Annotated in this window: 16 protein-coding genes and 1 pseudogene; 10 read left to right on the top strand and 7 right to left on the bottom strand. The window is 56.8% G+C overall.

The window, feature by feature from the left end; translation table 11 throughout:
- The 4 genes from HV670_RS27080 to HV670_RS27065 form a co-directional block, all read left to right on the top strand.
- Positions 1 to 723 (top strand): ATP-binding domain-containing protein (locus HV670_RS27080; RefSeq protein ID WP_217478535.1); only part of this gene is annotated, 723 nt, incomplete at its 5' end.
- Between the two features lie 1,621 nt (positions 724 to 2,344).
- The gene (locus tag HV670_RS27075) at positions 2,345 to 4,384 is read left to right on the top strand and encodes a PIN-like domain-containing protein (RefSeq protein ID WP_175108068.1); all 2,040 of its coding nucleotides are present in this window, start codon (positions 2,345 to 2,347) and stop codon (positions 4,382 to 4,384) included.
- Between the two features lie 277 nt (positions 4,385 to 4,661).
- Positions 4,662 to 5,780 (top strand): hypothetical protein, encoded by a 1,119-nt coding sequence (locus HV670_RS27070; protein ID WP_175108067.1) that lies wholly within the window; start codon positions 4,662 to 4,664, stop codon positions 5,778 to 5,780.
- A 360-nt stretch (positions 5,781 to 6,140) separates the two neighbouring features.
- Positions 6,141 to 6,998, top strand: a complete 858-nt coding sequence (locus HV670_RS27065; RefSeq protein ID WP_175108066.1) for a hypothetical protein — start codon at positions 6,141 to 6,143, stop codon at positions 6,996 to 6,998.
- A gap of 257 nt (positions 6,999 to 7,255) precedes the next feature.
- Here the strand turns inward: HV670_RS27065 and HV670_RS27060 are convergent, their stop codons facing one another.
- Complete coding sequence (locus HV670_RS27060) at positions 7,256 to 7,591, bottom strand: hypothetical protein (RefSeq protein WP_175108065.1); 336 nt, start codon at positions 7,589 to 7,591, stop codon at positions 7,256 to 7,258.
- Between HV670_RS27060 and HV670_RS27055 the strand changes: the two genes are divergently transcribed.
- A complete protein-coding gene (locus HV670_RS27055) occupies positions 7,568 to 9,013 on the top strand; it encodes a hypothetical protein (protein ID WP_175108064.1) in 1,446 nt (481 codons plus the stop codon). The genes HV670_RS27060 and HV670_RS27055 overlap by 24 nt on opposite strands.
- 99 nt (positions 9,014 to 9,112) lie before the next feature.
- Here the strand turns inward: HV670_RS27055 and HV670_RS27050 are convergent, their stop codons facing one another.
- From HV670_RS27050 to HV670_RS27035, 4 genes and pseudogenes are all read right to left on the bottom strand, one after another.
- Positions 9,113 to 10,225, bottom strand: coding sequence for a PDDEXK family nuclease (locus HV670_RS27050; protein ID WP_175108063.1), 1,113 nt, complete (start codon positions 10,223 to 10,225; stop codon positions 9,113 to 9,115).
- Between the two features lie 101 nt (positions 10,226 to 10,326).
- Positions 10,327 to 12,559, bottom strand: a pseudogene (locus HV670_RS27045) (DEAD/DEAH box helicase family protein); the annotation flags it as partial.
- A gap of 27 nt (positions 12,560 to 12,586) precedes the next feature.
- Positions 12,587 to 13,201, bottom strand: a complete 615-nt coding sequence (locus HV670_RS27040; RefSeq protein ID WP_175108062.1) for a hypothetical protein — start codon at positions 13,199 to 13,201, stop codon at positions 12,587 to 12,589.
- Positions 13,198 to 14,046 carry an LbetaH domain-containing protein gene (locus HV670_RS27035; RefSeq protein ID WP_175108061.1) on the bottom strand — a complete coding sequence of 283 codons (849 nt, stop codon included), beginning with the start codon at positions 14,044 to 14,046 and terminating at the stop codon, positions 13,198 to 13,200. Before HV670_RS27035 ends, HV670_RS27040 begins: the two co-directional genes overlap by 4 nt.
- A 14-nt stretch (positions 14,047 to 14,060) precedes the next feature.
- Here HV670_RS27035 and HV670_RS27030 point away from each other — a divergent pair, with 14 nt between their 5' ends.
- From HV670_RS27030 to blaOXA, 3 genes are all read left to right on the top strand, one after another.
- Positions 14,061 to 14,270, top strand: a complete 210-nt coding sequence (locus HV670_RS27030; RefSeq protein ID WP_175108060.1) for a hypothetical protein — start codon at positions 14,061 to 14,063, stop codon at positions 14,268 to 14,270.
- A gap of 568 nt (positions 14,271 to 14,838) precedes the next feature.
- The gene (locus HV670_RS27025; protein ID WP_175108059.1) at positions 14,839 to 15,537 is read left to right on the top strand and encodes an SDR family NAD(P)-dependent oxidoreductase; all 699 of its coding nucleotides are present in this window, start codon (positions 14,839 to 14,841) and stop codon (positions 15,535 to 15,537) included.
- A gap of 328 nt (positions 15,538 to 15,865) precedes the next feature.
- Positions 15,866 to 16,684, top strand: coding sequence for a class D beta-lactamase (blaOXA, locus tag HV670_RS27020; protein ID WP_175108058.1), 819 nt, complete (start codon positions 15,866 to 15,868; stop codon positions 16,682 to 16,684).
- 97 nt (positions 16,685 to 16,781) lie between these two features.
- Here the strand turns inward: blaOXA and HV670_RS27015 are convergent, their stop codons facing one another.
- On the bottom strand, positions 16,782 to 17,120 hold the full coding sequence (locus HV670_RS27015; RefSeq protein ID WP_175108057.1) for a type II toxin-antitoxin system RelE/ParE family toxin: 339 nt from the start codon (positions 17,118 to 17,120) through the stop codon (positions 16,782 to 16,784).
- Entirely contained in the window at positions 17,072 to 17,353 is a 282-nt protein-coding gene (locus HV670_RS27010; protein WP_175108056.1) for a type II toxin-antitoxin system ParD family antitoxin, read from the bottom strand. Before HV670_RS27010 ends, HV670_RS27015 begins: the two co-directional genes overlap by 49 nt.
- Positions 17,354 to 17,769: 416 nt before the next feature.
- Here HV670_RS27010 and HV670_RS31950 point away from each other — a divergent pair, with 416 nt between their 5' ends.
- Positions 17,770 to 18,087, top strand: a complete 318-nt coding sequence (locus HV670_RS31950; protein ID WP_175108055.1) for a hypothetical protein — start codon at positions 17,770 to 17,772, stop codon at positions 18,085 to 18,087.
- Positions 18,088 to 18,447: 360 nt separating this feature from the next.
- Positions 18,448 to 18,714 (top strand): NADPH-dependent FMN reductase (locus HV670_RS27000; RefSeq protein ID WP_175108054.1); only part of this gene is annotated, 267 nt, incomplete at its 3' end.

Below are 18,714 nucleotides of genomic sequence, written 5' to 3'. Positions count from 1 at the left end.
CCGGCGCGGAAACCATCTGGAAGGGACTCACGAAAGTTCATGTCGCCGCAGAAACAATGCGTTTGTTGCGCGAGGACGGTGGTAACGACGCTTGTGTATAACGAGGTGGGTATAGCGTCGGCTAAGGCACTGGGACTGGAAACTTTTCAGCTTCCCTATCACTATCGAATCGGGCATGCCATCTGCAAGGTGGCAGACTGTATCTCGCCTCCTGCTGACCCGACCGACAGCTTGCTGTCAAGATGCAGATACGATGAGGGTGCCAGGCCATCGTCAGCCAAGCTGATTCCATGTGCTTCGGTCGATGAACAACTTGGCAGGCTCGTCATCGCCATCAAACGGCAATTGAGGGCCTACCCAGATGAGTTGCTCGGTGTGCTCGTTCCTGCCAACGCTGATATCCCGAGAGTAAAGGAACGGCTAACGACCGCGGAGTTTTCTGACGTCGTTAGTTACCATGAACCGGGGCGCGAAGGCGACCGCTCCTTCTACGCCAATCAAAGGGTATGTGTCATTACGGTGAACTCGGCCAAGGGGCTGGAGTTTCGCGCGGTGCACCTGATGTTTGTCGAAAAGCTTCGTAGTGCGCGCCCCGAGAAGCTGTTCACCGCCGTAACTCGCGCTAAGACCAGCTTGACGGCATATTCGACGGGTTCGGTGCCCCCGCTTCTAGATGCTGCATTCGCAGAACCTGCTGAGCCCACTTTGGACGACCTTTTTTAGAATCTGCTCATGACCTCAAGCTCAATCGTATGGTTTTCTGTCGACAGAGGGAATGTAGCCACAGCTCTCCTCGGTACACAGGAAGCATCGTCCAAAGTCCGTGCGCCTGCAAGCCAGATATCCGAGCCGACAGCTAGCGGCGATATCGTATTGGGATTCACCAACGGAGTAGGGGACGCGCTCGCGCCAGCTGTAGCTGTGGTCGACAAGCAACGTGCCGAAGACCTTTTTGCATGGCTTGCGACCTACTCCCCGGACGTCTTTCCTCTGAGTCAATATGTCCGGGTTTTGGACACAGATGAATGGCTGCAAACAGGGAAGGTACCGGCTCGCACGCGACTCGAGGCCGACCCAATATGGCCGTCGCTCATCCTTGGCGAGCTACTCGCCCAAGGTGCTACCCCCGACCTGCGGCTAACCTCGCTTCCCTTGTCACGTGTGCCATTGTGCCGAAGCTACACCCAAGCCCGTGCCTCCGCCTTGTACCGCAGCAACCCGGTCGCTCTCGTGTTGGTGGCCGACAGAATGGAGTTGCTCGAGAAGGCCGAAAGGCAATGGCGCAACGTTAATACCGGCGTTCTAAGGGCAACTTGGGCGCTTGCGGAAGATGCGTTCACCTTAGACCCGTTCACACGCGATTTGGTGAGTTTGCTGTCTTGGTCATTCGAGCGTCAGCGCGATTCAAGAGGCGCGATGCCACAGCTCCCTGAGGAACTGCGGGCAGTATCTCTCGACCTGCGTAAGCTCGCGAGCGGTCCACTTGAGTATCGCGTTGAGGAATTTGAGCGAGTAATGTCTATCCTCCTTCCGCAGGCCGCAGCGAAAGCAGACCAGCTACAAGTGAGACTTCCGGCCATATTCGCTGCGCTGGCTTTATGGGTCGGTTCCGGGACAAGTCATATAAGCTTACTCGCTGAAGTATCGTCGAGTATGCCTGCAACGTACGCTTGGTTCGGTGCGTTCGCAGGTGTCTTGGGACAAGGTTCTTGGCACCCTGAATGGGCTCGAACCACGGCAGCCATATCCAAACTTTTGCGAGGGGGCTTTGACATAGCTTCCACGTCTGCGGCCGACCTATCGTGGACCGAGTTCGCCTGGTTAGCCTCCGTGGGACAATTTGAGTTGTTGTCCGGAATGCCGCGTGCGTCTGCAAAAGTTCTATCGGTTGATGTGCTACCGGGTGCCTCCGCGCCCTTCAGGCTGGCGGCCGACGACGGTCATGGCAGCTCTGTGGATGCAGTCAATGATGAGCGTTCGGCACAGAAGCGCGTAAGTCGCCCAATCGTAGAGCGCCCTGCGCTCGCGACGTCTGAGGCATCAGGGGTCCAAAAGGACTTGGCGTCGGAAATGACATTTTCGAACCAGCAGTTTGAAGAGCTATCGGCAGCGGCGCGGGCACTCTCGAATCTGTTTGAGGAAATTAAGCGCGCACCCCCAATGTCGGCAGAGGGGCGATTCGAACTTAAGCCGCCGCCGGTTAGCGCGAAGAGTACATCTTCGACAAATCGAAAGACGGTAAAGAGGTCGACGATTCGAAAATGATTTTGTGCGCCACGACGTTTCTAAACGTGTCAAACGGCAGTCTGCGTTGACTTCGTCAAATTAAATCGGTGCCTGAATCGTGTCCAGTCTGTTTGACCTTAATGAACCAATCGGTCTTTGGGAGCTTCCGTTATCTCCGGCCGGTTATGAGTCCGCCTGCTATAAGGCGCTGTCGGACGAAGAAACTCTAGTATTTCTGGATACGAACGTACTGTCTGCCGCTTTCCGTCTTCACCAGGAAGCGCGAGAAGGATTGTTCAAGCTATTGCGCATTCCCTTGGCATCAAAGCGTCTTGTCGTACCTGCATGGGTTGCGAACGAATATGTGCATAACGCATTCAAAGCCTCGAAGAACGGTCATGGATTTCGCGAAGCCGATTTGGAGCGCCTTCGCTCCTCACTTCCAGCAACCAAACAGTTATCGGCAATTCTTCACCAAGTCGCGTCCGACCGTGACATGGAAAAAATCGCGAAACGGTTGAAGGTGCCCCCCGCTGAAGCGAGCCGCGAATTGAATGCGCGGGTCGAACAGCTCGCGTACGCGTTGGGCGATGCCGGTGGAGATTTAGCTATTGATGCCGTCCACCGCGAGCTATTGACGGAACTGCGCGCAGCGTTCGTTTCCAATGACTTGGGACAGATTGCACGTATGCTTTGCGAGCAGGCTACTTATCGCCGGTCCAGTCGTATTCCTCCTGGGCTCACTGATGTTGCGAAGGGAATCGCAGCAGATGGGGAAGAGGCGGCAGGTAATGCCGAGGGCGACTTAGCCGTGTGGCTTGAGATATTACAACTGTCGGCGGAGCGCGCGTCCGGGCGGGAGTCCGCTACAGGGCCATCAAAGCAGAGCCAAGTTTTGTTTATCACCCAAGAGAAAAAAGAGGACTTTTTATACCGTCCAAGACGACGGCTGGCGAGTGCCGAGAAGAAGGTCGAGATAGAAGACAACGCTGACATTCGCCTGATTGACCCGCGGCTAGCTTCTGAATTTGAGTTCAGAGTCGGTCACAGGAAGATAGCGTTTGCAAGTCTCGAGTCGATTGCTGCCGGCGCGCTCACCACAATTCTGGAACGAGAGTTCCAGGACTCGGTCGGGATGTTTATCTCCGCAATGCGAAAACAGAAACGTGTCGCTGACACGAAGCTGACGACAGTGGAAGGTCAACTCGGCGAAGGCAGTGCCGAGACAGTGGAAGAGCTGGCGATTGATTACGAGCCTGAGCTTACGATGGCAACACACGATGCTTCTGAGGCCGGCGCAGGCATAGTGGGCGGCCAAACTGGGCGCGAGCAAGATGGAGCTGCGCATGCGGTCGACGGCAACGAAGAGTTGCTTGTTTCAGATGAGGTGATGGTAGAGAGGACAAGGCTTGGGTCGATTCCTCAGGTTGCAGCATATGTGCAGTTGATTGGCAATCTGCTTTCGGAGAACCGAAAGATGGAAGACCTCGCAATCAAACGGTTTCAGGTCGTCGGCGTACCTCCAACGACAGATACCGCATTCGCCGTGGGCCGCGCGATGTTTGCTGCTATGCAACGGGGCGCGACTAAAGCCGCCATCCTCTTCAGCGGCCCACGCTCGCTCGAATTGCAGGCGCCTTTATCTGAACAGGGGTTTATTGCTGGGGGGCTGTTTGAAGCGTTTTTTAAATCGAGGGGCAATCTTCGCGAGTCCGTGCTCGGAGAAGGCTTACCGATGCTGCTTGACCGGGTCACTCAACCGGGCTGGGAGCCGGCGCAGGATTTTATAAAAAGGCAACTGGAACCGTATGAAACCAGGTTCTTCTGGATTCCGGGCATCGAGCAGCACAGGCTTCGGGTACGCGTCGTCTGCGACCTTGAAAACGATTCAGCGATAATCCGCGAGGTCGTTGCAACTTATCCGGGGAAAGCCGACACGTCGCTTCTTCGGCCAAGGCAAAGTGACCTGCAATCAAGCTACCTTGGTAGCACTGTCAACCTCGCCACCTTGCGCGCGGCCCTGTCTCGGCTATCTTTGCTGCCCGATGAACGTGTCGAGATTGAGCTGACGGGCCCTGGCTGCAACAATGCGACGCTTACGCTACCTGCGGACTGCTTCATCAACACAGAATTGATAGGTGTGCCTTTTTCTGTGTAGCTGTGAAATGGAAGGCCAACCGACACCGCCGCCCGCCTTTTTGTGCGTTGCGCTGGTAGATTAACCCGCGGTGAAGGTCATTGACGTGTCGCGCTTTCGGTGAGGCCGCTTCTGGACAAACCCCGTCTTTGGGTCACCCCGGGACGCAACAATTGAATCGGACATAACGCACCCTGAAAAGGCTGACGAAAAACGCATTGTCAGTCCATGTGAGCATCTCTGTGCACATGGTCTGGCGCTCAAAATTCTGTATTCCCATACCGTGGGGAGACGTTAGGTGGATATCGTTCCGCGCCTCGAGGTGCACTACTACCTGCAAGATGACTCGCACTCTTTAGACGCGGTTGTCCGGAATCGATGCGAGGCCGAGTTCTTGGCAGCTGTCTCGTATATAGCGCAGACGCTTGGCGTCGAGCTCCGTTTCGAGGCGACCGTTCCTGCCGAAGGTGGATTCCGAGACATATGGCGAATCGTGGTTGGCAAAGCCAGCCATCCTTTGCTGGGAACCGTGCTCATTCCGCTCGTGTCACTGGTGCTTACTCAGACCGTAAATATTTGGAATGCGCCGCCAAAGCCGAACCCGGAGCTCGAAAAACAGCAACTGGAAATCAACCGGTTGATTATCGAGCATTGGAAACTCGAAAATCAGCTTTCGCAACTGGAAATCCAGAAGCGCGAACGCGAAAGTGCCTTAGCGTCAAAGCCGTCAGCACAGCCGCAGGCAGGCACCGCTGCGACGATGACGGTTCCTGCGCCACCTCCGATGCCTGCTGCCGAGCATCCTCCCTCCGCAGTTAATGACTCAATTCCGCTTGTTTCCGCGAACGCGAGCGGTAAGCCCCTTCAATTGCAACGCGATTTGAAGGTGGTCACACGGAGGTCCAACTTCTACAAGCATCTATTGGCATATGAGAGAGCCACTGCAGTTGGCTTTCGGGTTGTTCCTGTCGATGGCCCCTCGCCGGACGAAGCCATCACTGAACGCTCTCAATTCGCCGCGTTCATCATGCAGAGCAACGTGCTTGAACCAGATGTCAGTGAAGCCCTAGTTGAGATTGTCTCACCGGTCATTTCGGAAGGAGATATGAAGTGGAAAGGGCGTCGGAGTGGCGAAGTCATCACATTTGCGATGAACGATTGGGCATTCAAACAACAAGTATTTCGAAACGAAGTGAGCTTCCAGCATGGAGACAGCATTCGATGCGTTCTTGAAACCGACCGCAAGCTAGATGAGGCCGGCAACGAGAAGATAACGGGTTATCGTGTGACGACTGTACTCGACAAGATTGACGGAAGTGGCAAGGTTCATGAGACGTTTCAAGGGCGGAGGAAGCGATTTGCAGATAAACAGCCAGCAGACGGACAGGCCGACTTGTTCGGAACCACGGATGCATAAGGCCTCCGTGATTGATAGGGCATATTCGGCGCCATATTACGTAAGTTGAGGCGTCAACAGATGAGTGGTTTGGGGACTGGGCCGCCTTGGCGACTATGGCCGACCTTGGTAGTGCCGAAAACGCGAAGCGGCTGAGCATCGTCACCTATGGCTTTCTAGCGCGCTTCGTTGCGCGCACCTGGGGCAATGTCGCACGGCTAGGGTGGCACTCCCACTGAAAGCAAGAATGTTTGCTCAAGAATTGCGCGGAGACGCCGATATCTCATTGGTCCGTCGGAGTTGGCTGCTTGCAAAAAGTTCGTGCGGAGATACTACGAAGCTCTAGGTTCCTGTGTTTTATGCCACTAGGACGAACGGTCTATGCTGAAAAAGATTGGTCATATCAAGAATCCCCTAACTGTAATAGCAATATTCGCAGGGCTTGCAGAAATTAGTGGAACCGTCATTCTTCCATTGCTGGAGACAGGGGTCCAGAACACGTACGTATGGTTCTTGATGCTATTTCCGACGTTCCTGGTCGCCGTATTTTTCTTTGTTCTTTATAAGAAGCACCACGTTCTATATGCGCCGACGGACTATAGGGACGACGAGAGCTTCACGCGGCTGTTCCAAAGTGCTCCAATAGGCGAGACCTTGCGCAAGCGCGGGGTGGAACTGGATGATGTCGGCGGCGACGCTGTAGCAGGCGAGATTGATGTGCACAATGGGCCGAATCCAGAGAATGGCAGGGAGGCAAGAGCCGACCCCAATGATGGGGTCATCTCGGCTGCAGACACGTTGAAGAACAGTTTCCGGGGAAACGGGCTGCTCGCAGAGGAGCTGGTTACTGCGAAATTGACGAAAGAATTTCGAATCGTTTTCGATAAAAATCTTGCCGTGAAGGGACACCCGAAGTTGGTCTTTGATGCTGTAGCAACATTGCGCGATAAAGCCATCGTGGTGGAGACGAGGTTTACTCGAAACGGTAACGTTCCAGAGGAGCGGTTGCTGCCGCATTTTGACCGCGTTCAAGAATTCTCGAGCACCCTCCCCGTCTCTCTTCAGGAAAAGGTCGAGTTCATATTTGCCATTGTCACAGATGCCACTGAGCCATCGAAATTTGCGCAGGTTAAGCGACTTGTTGAACGAACAACCGCTATAGCCGCGAACTATTCTTTCAAAACCTCGGTAAGACTCTTCCAGATGGGCGAACTAGAGAGAGAGTTCTCAGTGCGCTAAGGGTTAGATGTCCGCAATGCATAGAAGCAGATGTCAAAGTGCACGGCTACCGGCCCGGCGAATCATTCTCACGTCGATGGGCTGGATGTGGCCAAATGCACCGACTTCGATTAGATGCTTCAGATGGCGAAGTGAAGGTCGCTGTCGATGCGGCAGACTCATCGCGATAAGAGTTCCGGCCGCTTCGGCCCGTACCACAAGCACCGCATCGCGCTCTAGCAAAACCGTGCAGCCGACAAGCTGACCTAGCTCCGTGCCTAGGCGCGGCCGTTGAAGCCCATGATGTTTGCGGCATAGAGGACTTGGCCGTCGTCTGTGTCGATGAAACCGGGCACCGCTGCCACGATGGTCTGTGGTCGCACGCCGGTCTCGGAGATGCGTGTCTCGCCGTTGTCCGCAGGCGTTCCGCCGACCATTTGCTCGGTTCTCGTCTCTCGGTCAGCCTGGCGGTCGGTTCGCGCGGCAACCGCTAAGATGGCCATCTTGATAAGCGCGAGGTCTGAACGAAAAGCATGGCGAAAAGTACCGGCAGAAAGGGGAATGATTTTCCGGCGCCCGTGAGGCTCGAAATGGCCAAGCGGGTAAATTTCCACTGTTCAATCTGCGATGCTCAGACCGTTGGCCCGAAGAAGGACAGCGACAAGTCATTCAGTATTGGCAAGGCTGCGCATATTAAGGCGGCGGCCCCTGAGGGACCTCGATTTGACGAGAACCAGACTCCAGAGGAGCGGCGCTCAATCAGGAACGGCATATGGGCTTGCGCCAATTGCGCGGATATCATTGACCGCGATGAAACCGCCTACCCGGTCGAGGAGCTGCACAGACTGAAGGAAAAGGCTGAGCGTCTGGCCAAGGTGCGTGCTGGCCGTCCGCCAGTTTCGCAGAAGCCCTTGCCGTGGACTCGCAGTGAAATCAGGCGCGCGGTGGATATTTACTGCCTGACCGAAGCCGAACGACAGGAGCGGCTGGACCCACGGTTCAGCGTTGACGTGCACTGGTCGGGAAATGGTCCGGTATATGAACTGGAGGCCAGGGAACCTGTTGAAGCGCGCATGATTGTGCGTGGAAGCGCCAGGCAGCAGACCGTTGCTGCATTGAACGATGTTCTCGACTACGGTGGCTCCCAGTCCTTTGAGGGCAAGGATATCGGGCTGGAGGGTTCTCCGATTTTCGATACCGATACAAACGGGGTGATAACTCGCCTTAAGATAACGACTCACGCTAAAGCCATCACGCTAACGGTAGCGCTGGGTGAAGACCCCCGATGCGTGTTTGTTGAGTTTACAGGGGAAGCGACGCAAGGACAAAAGGGGCTACGCATCAAGGCATCTGCTTACGATGGCTTGCTCAGCACGGAGCTGACGCACGACCGCACAACGAAAGCGAGGACGTTCAATCTTCACTTTGACATCCAGCAGTGGGCGGGAAAGCCGCTCCTCAGCGTGCCGAATTTTGCAAAGCTTATGCAGGTGGCACAGACGCTGAAAGCGGGGACGCCTGTGAAGCTGCAGCTCGTCTCAAACGGGCAGGAAGTCGAACTGGGTACCGGGACACTCGATGCCGACGACTACCATCGGTATTTAAGGGCGTTTTTGCGAGAGCTCACATTCCTGCGCAAGCTGGACAAGTTCTTCAGGTTGAATGTCACGATGCCCGATGATGTTCACGATGTCCTCCATAAAGCCGCCAGCGGCCGCGAAATTCTTGCTCTGATGGACATTGATAAATTAGTGAATCAGGAATTCAGGGGCATGGTCGTGCCTGCGGAGCCGCTCGACAACCTGTTGGCGGCCGTGAGCGCCCAGACGCCAAGCCTGATGGTGCTGAAGCAGAAAGTGGACAGCATCCGGATATTTGACAAGACCTATGGTCCGTTCGAGGTGGAGTTCACTTCCGAGCACGCGGTGATTGCACCCGTCGGTCCGGTCAATATCGAAGTCGGCGTACCGCTTGAGATGAGCATGCGGCCAGTTGACGGGCATCACTGGGCCGCGCGGAACAGTCCCGGGACCTGAAGTTCGGCTAGAGCTTGCGCACGTCCCCGTATCGTTCAAGCAACGTGATGGCCGTTCGCCATTCGCCGTAGCTCCGCCCGAATGCTTTGCTGAAACTCTTCAAACGGCTCGAATCTTTTGTGCCATCCAAGCAAGCGCGTCTAAGAGTCGAAGAAACTGCGCGTCAGATAGCTCTGAGAGTCGGACGTTCGGCTTCCTCCGCGCGGCGTCGTCGACTAACGGTTTCGGTAAAGCAGCGTTGACGCGGGCGACGGCTTCGTCGAGGCTTTTCGGGTCGTTGAAGGGAGGTTTGTTGGAGAGAAACCGGAAATACAATTCCACCGTACCCCCTGTGTACATCGCGAAAAGCGCTTGAGGTTTGGTTGTCGATTCAACCATGGGGACGAAGGAACCGGTCATTTGTCCATGGCCCCACTCGACCGAGCTATGGGAATAGGCCCACTCCAGTAGCTTGCGGGTGTGTGTAACGCCAGCGGCGTCCCTCTCTCGAAGCACTTCGAAAAACGTCGTTTCGTCCCAGTCTCGTCCCGGCCGGGACGAAGTCTTTCGAATCTCAGCTTCAGAGGTTTGACCGATTATGGAAGGCACGAACGTCTTGAGATTCTCGCCGACGTATTGCCGGATTTCGAGCGCGAGAACCTCCGCCGGGTCCATCTGCACATTCAGAAACTCGACAATTCGTCGGAGTTCTTTTGGGACACGGTCAGCCACAAACAGCATACGTATTTTGCCCGCTTGGAGATTGGATTTGACCTTGGACCAAAACTCCTCCGGGTCAGCGTCCTCTAAGAATTCCGCGAGTTGAAGGTCTGCGTCGCCAGTTGGTTCATGTGTTCGCATGTATTGCTCTCGAATGACTTCGACTGACCAATAGACGACGGAATTCGCTGCGTAGTCGAGCATCTGGCCCACCACCTCTCTGCGAATTCGCGTATCAGTGCTTCGCTTCACCTCGACAAGTGTGGGGATGCCGTCTTGGTCGAGATAGAGGTGGTCGATAGACCAGCGATTTGCGGTGTCCGTCCCGTCCGGAATTCCGGCCTCCCTTTTGACCAACAGCCAGCGACGCGGGGTCGCCGAGTCGACCAGTTCGCCAGCCAGCAAACCTGGATGTTGCTGCAGGAGTTCCTGAAGCAGGGCTTCGGAATCGTAGGGGGCCTCGACAAACTCGACGAGTCGATTGTCATGCTGCAGCAAATAAACGCCTGCCATTATTGTCCCCAAACGACGTTGGATTGGCGCGCCCTCTCGGCGTCATAGTGCGGAATAGAGCGCGCAAGATGTTTCGCTTCGGTTACTGACTGTCTGGATATCTAGGCGAGTCGCTGGGATTGGTTCGAGCGCGAACGCAACGCCTCGTACAGTTGAGCAGGCCCTAGCAGGATGTCCTTCAACCCGTCGCGAACTCGTTCGGAACCAAGGGCTTGAGTACTCATGTTCGTATGCGCATCAAACGCATCCATGATTGCATGTAGCAGCGCATCCTTGAGGTCAGGCGAGTTTGCAAACTGCTCTTTGCTGTTGCTCATGGCTTGCTGCATCAGCGTATGGTTTTCCAGCAGCTTTCCTTTAATGACGCCATTGACGTACACCAGTTGGTCATCGTCCGTCAGCTCGCCTTCGAAAAGACCATTCACCTTCTCAATGATTTCCTCAAGAAAGGCTTGCTGTTTTTCTTGCACCGACCCGCTGCCTACCGCGTCCATGGGTGGCAGTTTTGGCGTTTCGCCATGCCCGAGAGTCAACGGCTGCCTTCCGGCATTCTTCAGATTGTGATGTGTCAGGACTACCTGGGAGAGGTCGACCGTGTCGCGCTCGCGACCGAACTCAAGTAGGGGCACCAGACGCTTGAAAAGCAGGAACCGCTTTTCAATGTCGGTGTTGCCGTAGTCGAAAATCTGCGACAGGAACGCGTACAGGCGGATGAATGCACCTGTGTCGTTCTTGAACAGCACCAGCGCATCGAGCGCGTCCTTAGCCGTCTGTGCGGCCTTCCCGTCCTGCTGTGCTTCGGCAACCGTCTGCTCGTGCTGCGCAGCCTTGTATCGCTTCAGCAGGCGGTCAGCAACGGGCGCGATTGCGGCGGCCAGCTGTGCCTGCTTTCCATTCGAGTCGAGTTCGACCTTCACGACGCGCTCGACTTCGAAGTCGTCATAGTGGCCGCTCGCATCGAGTTTAGCCCGCAGGTCATAAACCTTATTCGGGTCGGTCGTCGCCTCGAGTTCAGCGGTCTCATAGTACGTCTTGAACGCCTTCAAAACTTCGCCGGCATCGTTGACGAAATCGAGGATGTACGTGGTGTCCTTGCCCGGATGCGCACGATTCAAACGCGAGAGCGTCTGCACCGCCTGGATGCCGCCTAGCATCTTGTCCACGTACATACCGCATAGTAACGGTTGGTCGGTCAAAGCCAGTCTGGAACTTGTTGGCCACCAGGAGCAGGTGATAGCCGGCCTCGCCAAACGCGTCGCGAATGTCGCGGCCCTTGAGACCCGGATTCAGGTCCTTGCTGGTCTCGGTCACTGGCGTCGGAAAGCTCTCTGGGTCGTCGATTTCGCCGGAGAATGCGACCAGCACGCCCAGCGCGTAGCCCTGCTTCTCGATATAGGCGCGAATGGCCTTCTGCCAGCGTACCGCTTCCTTGCGGCTTGCGACCACAACCATCGCCTTAGCCTTGCCACCGAGTAACGGCTGCACGTTCTCACGATAGTGCTCGACGACAACCTGAACCTTCTGCGAGATGTTGTAGGGATGCAGGCGAACCCACTGCATGATGCCCTTCATCGCTGTGCTGCGCTCGACCTGTTTCTCGTCGAACTCATGACCATCGTGTGCGAGTTTGAAGGCGAGCTTGTAGCTCGTGTAGTTCTTGAGGACATCGAGGATGAAGCGTTCCTCGATTGCTTGGCGCATCGAATACACGTGGAATGGTTGTGGCAGTCCGTCCGGGCCGGGACGACCGAAGAGCTCGAGGGTCTTCTGTTTCGGCGTCGCCGTGAAAGCGACGTAGGTCAGCCCCTTCGCGCCGGTGCGCGCTTCCATCTGCGCGGCGAGCAACGCTTCGATATCAATTTCGCCCCCATCCTGCAGTGCATTCCATTCCTCAGCGGACAGCAGTTGCTTGAGCTTCGATGCCGCTTCACCCGTCTGTGAACTGTGCGCCTCGTCGGCGATGACGGCAAATCGCTTGCCTTCGGTGGCGGCCAGTTCCTGTACTGCCTGCAGCGCGAATGGGAAAGTCTGGATGGTGCAGACGATAATTTTCTTGCCGTCTTTCAAGGCCTCGCTGAGAGAGGCGCTCTTGCTGCCTTGCTTATTCGTGATGGTTGCCACGACGCCCTTGGTGCGCTGGAAGTCAAAGATGGCTTCCTGCAACTGCGCGTCCAGCACCGTGCGGTCTGATACGACCAGCACGCTATCGAACATCTTTTTGTGCTCTGCGTCGTGCAGGTCGGCGAGAAAGTGCGCCGTCCAGGCAATCGAATTGGTTTTGCCGGAGCCAGCGGAATGCTGAATGAGGTAACGCTCCCCAGCTCCCTTTGTGAGCGTAACCGGCTACTGCTGCAATTCCAATCATGTCGGGCTCCGGAGGCTGAAATCGATCTGACCGATCACGGTTTCGCCGAGGCTCACGCTCGATCGCGTGAACCGTGTGCCGATCGCCTGCCGGATTTGGACACGGCAGCCCGCCAGATCTTCGGGCAATGGCCAACTAGGGCCACGCCATCGGCAGAACACCCACGGTTGCGTCGTCCCCGGAAAGACCGCGACATGCAGCGCCTTGTTCATCGAGACGATCGTCTCGATCGGACTGAACGGCGCCGCGGTTTTCAGTTCGATGATCCGTGCTTGCGCATCGAGCGAGCACACCTGCAGGACGCGTGCCTCGTCGTAAGCGATGCGCTCGACGGGCATCTCCGCGCGTTCGACGAGCCGTCCGTTCCAACGTACTCCCCGGACCTCGAAGCCGAGCGTCGCGACCGCATCGACAGCTTGCGGTGCGGCTTCTCCTTCGGCAAGCTCGAGCGCGAGGTTGTGGTGAGTCATGCGATGGACCGCGAAGTCGAGCCCTGTGAGGGACCCCTCCATGCATGCGCGGATTGTCTTCCCGACCTCGTTGAGCATATCGGGGCCTTGAACATAATCGCGCCTCCCCTTGAAATGGAATTCCAGATCGTGCCTGGTCATGACGTTCTGTTCCTGAAAAGCAGACGCATGTTCTGTTTGTGGTCGATCGCGAAGTTGCCCGACACGACTGCGCCGGGCGGAACGGCATTGACCACGACGGATCCCATTTTGATTTCCGCGCCGGAGCCTACGGTCATCCACGGCGCGATCGACACCGATGCGCCGATCCAGACATCGTCGCCGATGCGCACGCGTCCGGCGACCACGCTATTGCCCGCGACGAAACAGCGCGCGCCGATACGTGCACCGTGACCGATATTGGTGAGAATGCCGATCTGGCTGTGATCGCCTATCGTCGTCGGCGCATGGAACATGGCCTTCGCGACCACGGCGCTACTAAGGATCTCCACGCCCTGCCCGACCCGCACTCCACCTGCATGCGCGATGTGCATCAGTGATCCGTCGGCATGTCGAATCGTGACGAGGCCCTCCGCACCGATCACCGCCTGCGGGCCGATCATCGCGCCGTCCATGATCTCGACATGACTTTCGATGACGGCATGCGCGCCGATGTGGACGCGATCGCCGATCCGCGCGTGCGGCGACACGACCGCCGACGGGTGAATCCGGCATCCGGTCCCGATGCCGGGCTCGATCCGGTGCGCCCCGATGCCTCGAGCGTGGAATTGCGTGTAAAGCGAAAAGAATGCGTAACGCGGATCATCCACGACCACCAGAGCCTTGCTCACGTTCTCGCGAGCGAGGGCCGGTGTCGTGACGATGACCGACACATTGGGATTGCGTTCGGCAATTTCGAGGAATTGAAGCGTCTGGCAGTAGACGAGCGAATTGGGTTCACCGGTCTCCGCTTCATCGAGTTGCTCGAAGTCGCCGTCGCGCGCCACTCTGGAACAACCACGTGAAGATTCCAAAAGAGCAGCGTGGTCCACTTATGATTTCCGTCAAGCGTTTGGAGGGAAGTCCTCACTGCCTTATCTGGAGGATTCCCAGTGGGGAGGAAGGCCTGCTAAAGTTATTTGAGGCGGATGCGATGCGTATCCGCCAAATGTCTTGGGCTGAGCTCGACATGACGCTTGAAGCTGCCTCCATGCTGAAACCTGGTCTGTGACGGCGTGACTGGGTTGGGAAAAGCTCGGGAGCCGAGCGGGTCGGGGCGTAAGCGCTTCTAATTCTGGCGCGCGGCGAAGTCGGCTTGACAGCATTGCTGTGGCAATTCGACTGGCCCGCGTCTATCAAAAGCGTTTACGCCTTCCGTAAGGCGCTGATTTTAAGTATGGTTCAGCGGAGCGGTCAAAAACTGGGTTCTGTAAACGCTTCTAATTCTGTTGAGCACTGCTGATGGTCGTCGGAAATGAAAGCGTTCCGCGACCTCTCATAGAAGCGTTCCGCGGAGGGGGCAAACTACCCCGAAAGCCTTACTGAATGGGGCACGGAGCGCTTTGACTGCGGTACCCGCGTTGAGCAAAGAAATCGGGTTTGGGACGCGCTAGTGCGCAGAGGATTTTCGAGGGCGGAACTAGCAGGAACGATTCCTCCCTCACCGCATAGCGCGCGGCGGTGTGCAGCTACCCAGCCTTAAATTTCTCTGCATATCCATAGGGTTCGTTGCATGACCTGCTCGTCAACGCGGCACAGCAGGTGCCACGGCGCCGTTCCCTGCCGAATCCGGAGGAATCATGAGTCGAATGGAAACTGCTCTGATTGTGGGTGCGGGAAAGGGACTGAGTGCCTCGCTAGCGCGACTATTTGCAGCAGAGGGTATGCAGGTTGCGCTAGCGGCTCGCGAAATCAGCAAGCTGAATGACCTTGTCGATGAGACGGGCGCCCAGTCATTCCGTTGCGACGCAAGCCGAACTGCCGACGTCGACGCGCTCTTCGAAGAAGTAGGCCAAGCGTTCGGCCCTCCAGACATCGTGGTGTACAACGCAAGTGGCCGCTATCGCGCGTCAGTCCCTGACATCGAGGCAGCAAGACTTGAGGATGCAATCAAAGTGACTGCATTCGGCGGCTTTCTTGTTGCACAAGCCGCAGCCGTGCGCATGCTTGAGCGTGGCCACGGCACCATCCTCCTGACTGGCGCTACAGCGAGCGTCAAAGGCCTTCCCGGTTCGACGCCATTCGCGATGGGCAAATTCGCGTTGCGGGGGATGGCTCAATGCATGGCACGGGAGCTCGCCCCAAAAAATATTCACGTTGCGCATTTTGTCATCGATGGAGGCATTGCCAGTAGTCGGACGCAACCGGATGACGGCAGCACGGACGACAATTGGCTAAACCCTGACGCCATAGCCAAGGAATACCTCCATATTCATCGTCAACATCGCAGCGCGTGGACATGGGAGGTTGAATTGCGCCCTTGGGTAGAGAGGTTTTAAGAAGCTCACTCGACTAGAGGGATTGGGGCATGCCGGCAGACTCGGCGTATCCGACGCCTGAAAACTCAACGGGTCATTGCGGGCCTGCTTCACAAACGGATCGGTCACCTCGTAGGGGCCGTGATCATTTCGCATGACGAGGTTGGCATCGGACAGGGCAAGCAGTGCAGTCTAGACGTCGGTTGCCGTCACGACCCGTCGCCTCCTACACCGACGAGCGCGTAGTGGTGATCGGTTCTATCGTCTGTCCAATGTCCGGCATCATTTTCGCTCCGGATCCCAGCCCCAAGGCCGTGATGCGCGTGTATTGAGGAAACGGGGAATAAATATGAAACTTCGAATGCTGGCGTCAACCGCCGCACTTGCCGCACTAGCCACGTCGGTCAGCGCGCATACGATTTGTACCGTCGTTGCCGACGCGGCAAGCGGCAAGATTTTGATGCAGCAGGGCGACTGCTCCACGCGCACGACGCCTGCCTCGACGTTCAAGATTGCCATTAGCCTCATGGGCTTCGACTCCGGCTTTCTGAAGGACGCCAACACGCCCACGCTCCCGTTTCGCGCGGGCTACTCGGATTGGGGCGGCGAAGCATGGCGGCAGCCGACCGACCCGGCCCGGTGGCTCAAGTATTCGGTCGTGTGGTACTCGCAGCAGGTGACGGAATCGCTGGGGATTGCGCGGTTCGCCGATTACACGAAGCGATTCGGCTACGGCAATGCCAACGTCGCAGGGGACAGCAGGCATGATGGGCTGACGCATGCGTGGATCGACTCGTCGCTTCAGATTTCTCCGCTCGAGCAGGTGGCTTTTCTGCGAAAGGTCGTCAATCGCCAATTGCCGGTGAGCGCGCACGCGTTCAACATGACGGACCAGATTGTCGAGGTCACGGAGTTGCCCAACGGCTGGGACATACATGGCAAGACGGGTGCCGGGTTTCCCGCAAAGGCTGACGGCTCTGACGACGAGGCACATGGTTGGGGCTGGTTCGTCGGCTGGGCGTCGCGAAAGGACAACACGCTGGTGTTCGCACGCCTCATTCAGGATGACGGTCGCGCGCCGGAGCAAAAGTCGGCAGGGCTGCGGACGCGTGATTCGTTCCTGCACGATTTCCCGGAGATGGCCGCAAGTATCGGTGCGGGCCGCTGAGACGAGACGTGCTGGAGTGCGTGATTGCCGGTTCGCTTTTTACGGCGACAACTTGAAAATTCGAATGACTATCGCTGCCGCACTGCTTGTCAGAGTGTCAGTGAAACGCGCTGTCATCGTTCAACAGCCACGCCGGAATGTCGCGCTTACCGTTGAGCATGCGCCAGACCTCGACGTGGTCCTCGCGCTCAATGTAGAAGATCAGGTGCGCATAGCGATCCAGCGGCCACGACCGCAGGCCCGGTAGGCTCAGTTCGTAACCATAGCGCGGCGAGCCAATGTTAGGGTGCTTCGCGAGGCGATCATATGCCTGTTCGATCTCCGCAATGAACCCGAGCGCGGCCTGCTCCGAGCCTTCGTCCACAAGGTAGTGCGTCAGCTCGTCTTCTACGTCCTGCTTGGCCAGCCTGGTTGGGATGACTGGCCTGCCTGGCATTTGCGCGCCGTACGCACGCGTGCGCGCAGCGATTCGAAATAGTCGGCATCGGCCGGACCCGCGAGGCCCGACTGCGCGCCCTGCAGGAGAATCGCGCGCAAGCGCTTGCGATCTTGATCTTTCCGGATCAGTTCGCGGACGTACTCGCTGCTCGTGCCGTAGCCGCACTCACCGACCTGTTCGTCGACGTAGTCCTTCAGCGAATCGGGGAGGGAAATGTTCATCGTGCTCATGAAACCACTCTATCGCGCTTTGGCAAATTTTGCCAAACCACCTAATCACCCGTTTGTTGACCGGCGATTTGCACAACCGTGTCCTCGTCAGTGTTCGTCGCTCGGGCAATTTCCTTTACGACATGGTGCTCGATTTCCATTACAACTTTTTTAATATGCGGCGCTGTCAAAGACTGCAGCACGGGTAGTTGGTGAAGCAAAAGCGATCGTTTGTCTCGCGCGATGGAGCTCAATTCATCGGTATTTGGGCCCGGGCACAGTGCCGGACCAGCCTTCCTCGCACTTACGGTTGGCTTTACGTTTGCGGCCGTCGCTTACGCCCGCGAAAGGTTCGGAAATATTCGGATATATTCGGTGATGAACTTTGCCTCCATAGAAGTTTCCTAAAGGAGAAACTTATCGATAGGGAAGGCAAGATGTTCAAGTCAATCACGTTAGCTGTCGCAGTTCTCGGCCTCGCCGGATGTGCTGTTGCCCCTGGTTACGACTACTATCCGCCGTTCTACGAGTCGGGCTATGTCTCCACCTACGACTATCCCTACAACTACTATGCGTCAGGGTACGGTGGCGTGTTCGTTGGGGGCGGTTGGGGAGGCTACTATCGAGGTCGATTTGCCTATGGCCACCAGTGGTACCGTGGATACCACTATGGCCGTGGTCACGGTGGTTTCGGTGGTCACGGTGGTATGGGTGGTCATGGTGGTGGCGGTGGTCATGGAGGCGGTGGACGTTGAGTTGCATGAATGCATTGCTGCGTTCAGTGGCCGTCGCGCACGCCATCGGAATACCGCCTCCCGACATTCATCACGGCCCCGGCGCGAAGGGGCAAGCTGACTGAGTGGCGCATCCAGAGTGAGTTGGAATCAAGCTGCCTTGAATGCCGCGTGACGGCTGACGTCTTCCCGCTGGCGTTCTCATCGCCTCTCGACATCCTGCTTAATCTTTTCAACCTCTCTTGCTCAGTGAATATTTCACACTTCTAGAAAACCGGAAATGTCGTAGGATCTAAACGACGAGACGGTGGCGTGTTCCGCAGGGCGGCAAAGCAGCCTTGAATCGATCCAATTGGAAATGTCAGACGGCAGGGTAATGAGATGACAGTTCATGCAATCAACGGCGCCGAATGCTTCCCGGCCGCCAAGACAGATTTTTTCGACACCGATATCGCAGCCCGCCTAGGCATGGAGGGGCAGCCGCCGGTGAGGATCCTGCTGCTCTACGGTTCGCTGCGTGAGCGGTCGTATTCGCGATTGCTCGTCGAGGAAGCCGCTCGCCTGTTGCAGACTTTCGGTGCGGAAACGCGGATTTTTGACCCGCGCGGTCTGCCGCACGCAGACGACGTCGACGTGAAGAACCATCCG

Origin of the sequence: Pararobbsia alpina, assembly GCF_902859895.1 — a bacterium.
Taxonomy (GTDB): domain Bacteria; phylum Pseudomonadota; class Gammaproteobacteria; order Burkholderiales; family Burkholderiaceae; genus Pararobbsia; species Pararobbsia alpina.
The sequence above is the reverse complement of the archived record's forward strand: the minus strand, read 5'-3'. Positions and strand labels throughout refer to the sequence as shown.

Excerpts from the sequence above, each read along its gene's own strand:
- HV670_RS27065 (WP_175108066.1), top strand. The coding sequence starts at position 6,141 with ATGCTGAAAAAGATTGGTCATATCAAGAATCCCCTAACTGTAATAGCA.
- HV670_RS27055 (WP_175108064.1), top strand. The coding sequence starts at position 7,568 with ATGGCCAAGCGGGTAAATTTCCACTGTTCAATCTGCGATGCTCAGACC.
- HV670_RS27050 (WP_175108063.1), bottom strand. The coding sequence starts at position 10,225 with ATGGCAGGCGTTTATTTGCTGCAGCATGACAATCGACTCGTCGAGTTT.
- HV670_RS27040 (WP_175108062.1), bottom strand. The coding sequence starts at position 13,201 with ATGACCAGGCACGATCTGGAATTCCATTTCAAGGGGAGGCGCGATTAT.
- HV670_RS27025 (WP_175108059.1), top strand. The coding sequence starts at position 14,839 with ATGAGTCGAATGGAAACTGCTCTGATTGTGGGTGCGGGAAAGGGACTG.
- blaOXA (WP_175108058.1), top strand. The coding sequence starts at position 15,866 with ATGAAACTTCGAATGCTGGCGTCAACCGCCGCACTTGCCGCACTAGCC.
- HV670_RS27015 (WP_175108057.1), bottom strand. The coding sequence starts at position 17,120 with ATGCCAGGCAGGCCAGTCATCCCAACCAGGCTGGCCAAGCAGGACGTA.
- HV670_RS27010 (WP_175108056.1), bottom strand. The coding sequence starts at position 17,353 with ATGAGCACGATGAACATTTCCCTCCCCGATTCGCTGAAGGACTACGTC.
- HV670_RS31950 (WP_175108055.1), top strand. The coding sequence starts at position 17,770 with ATGTTCAAGTCAATCACGTTAGCTGTCGCAGTTCTCGGCCTCGCCGGA.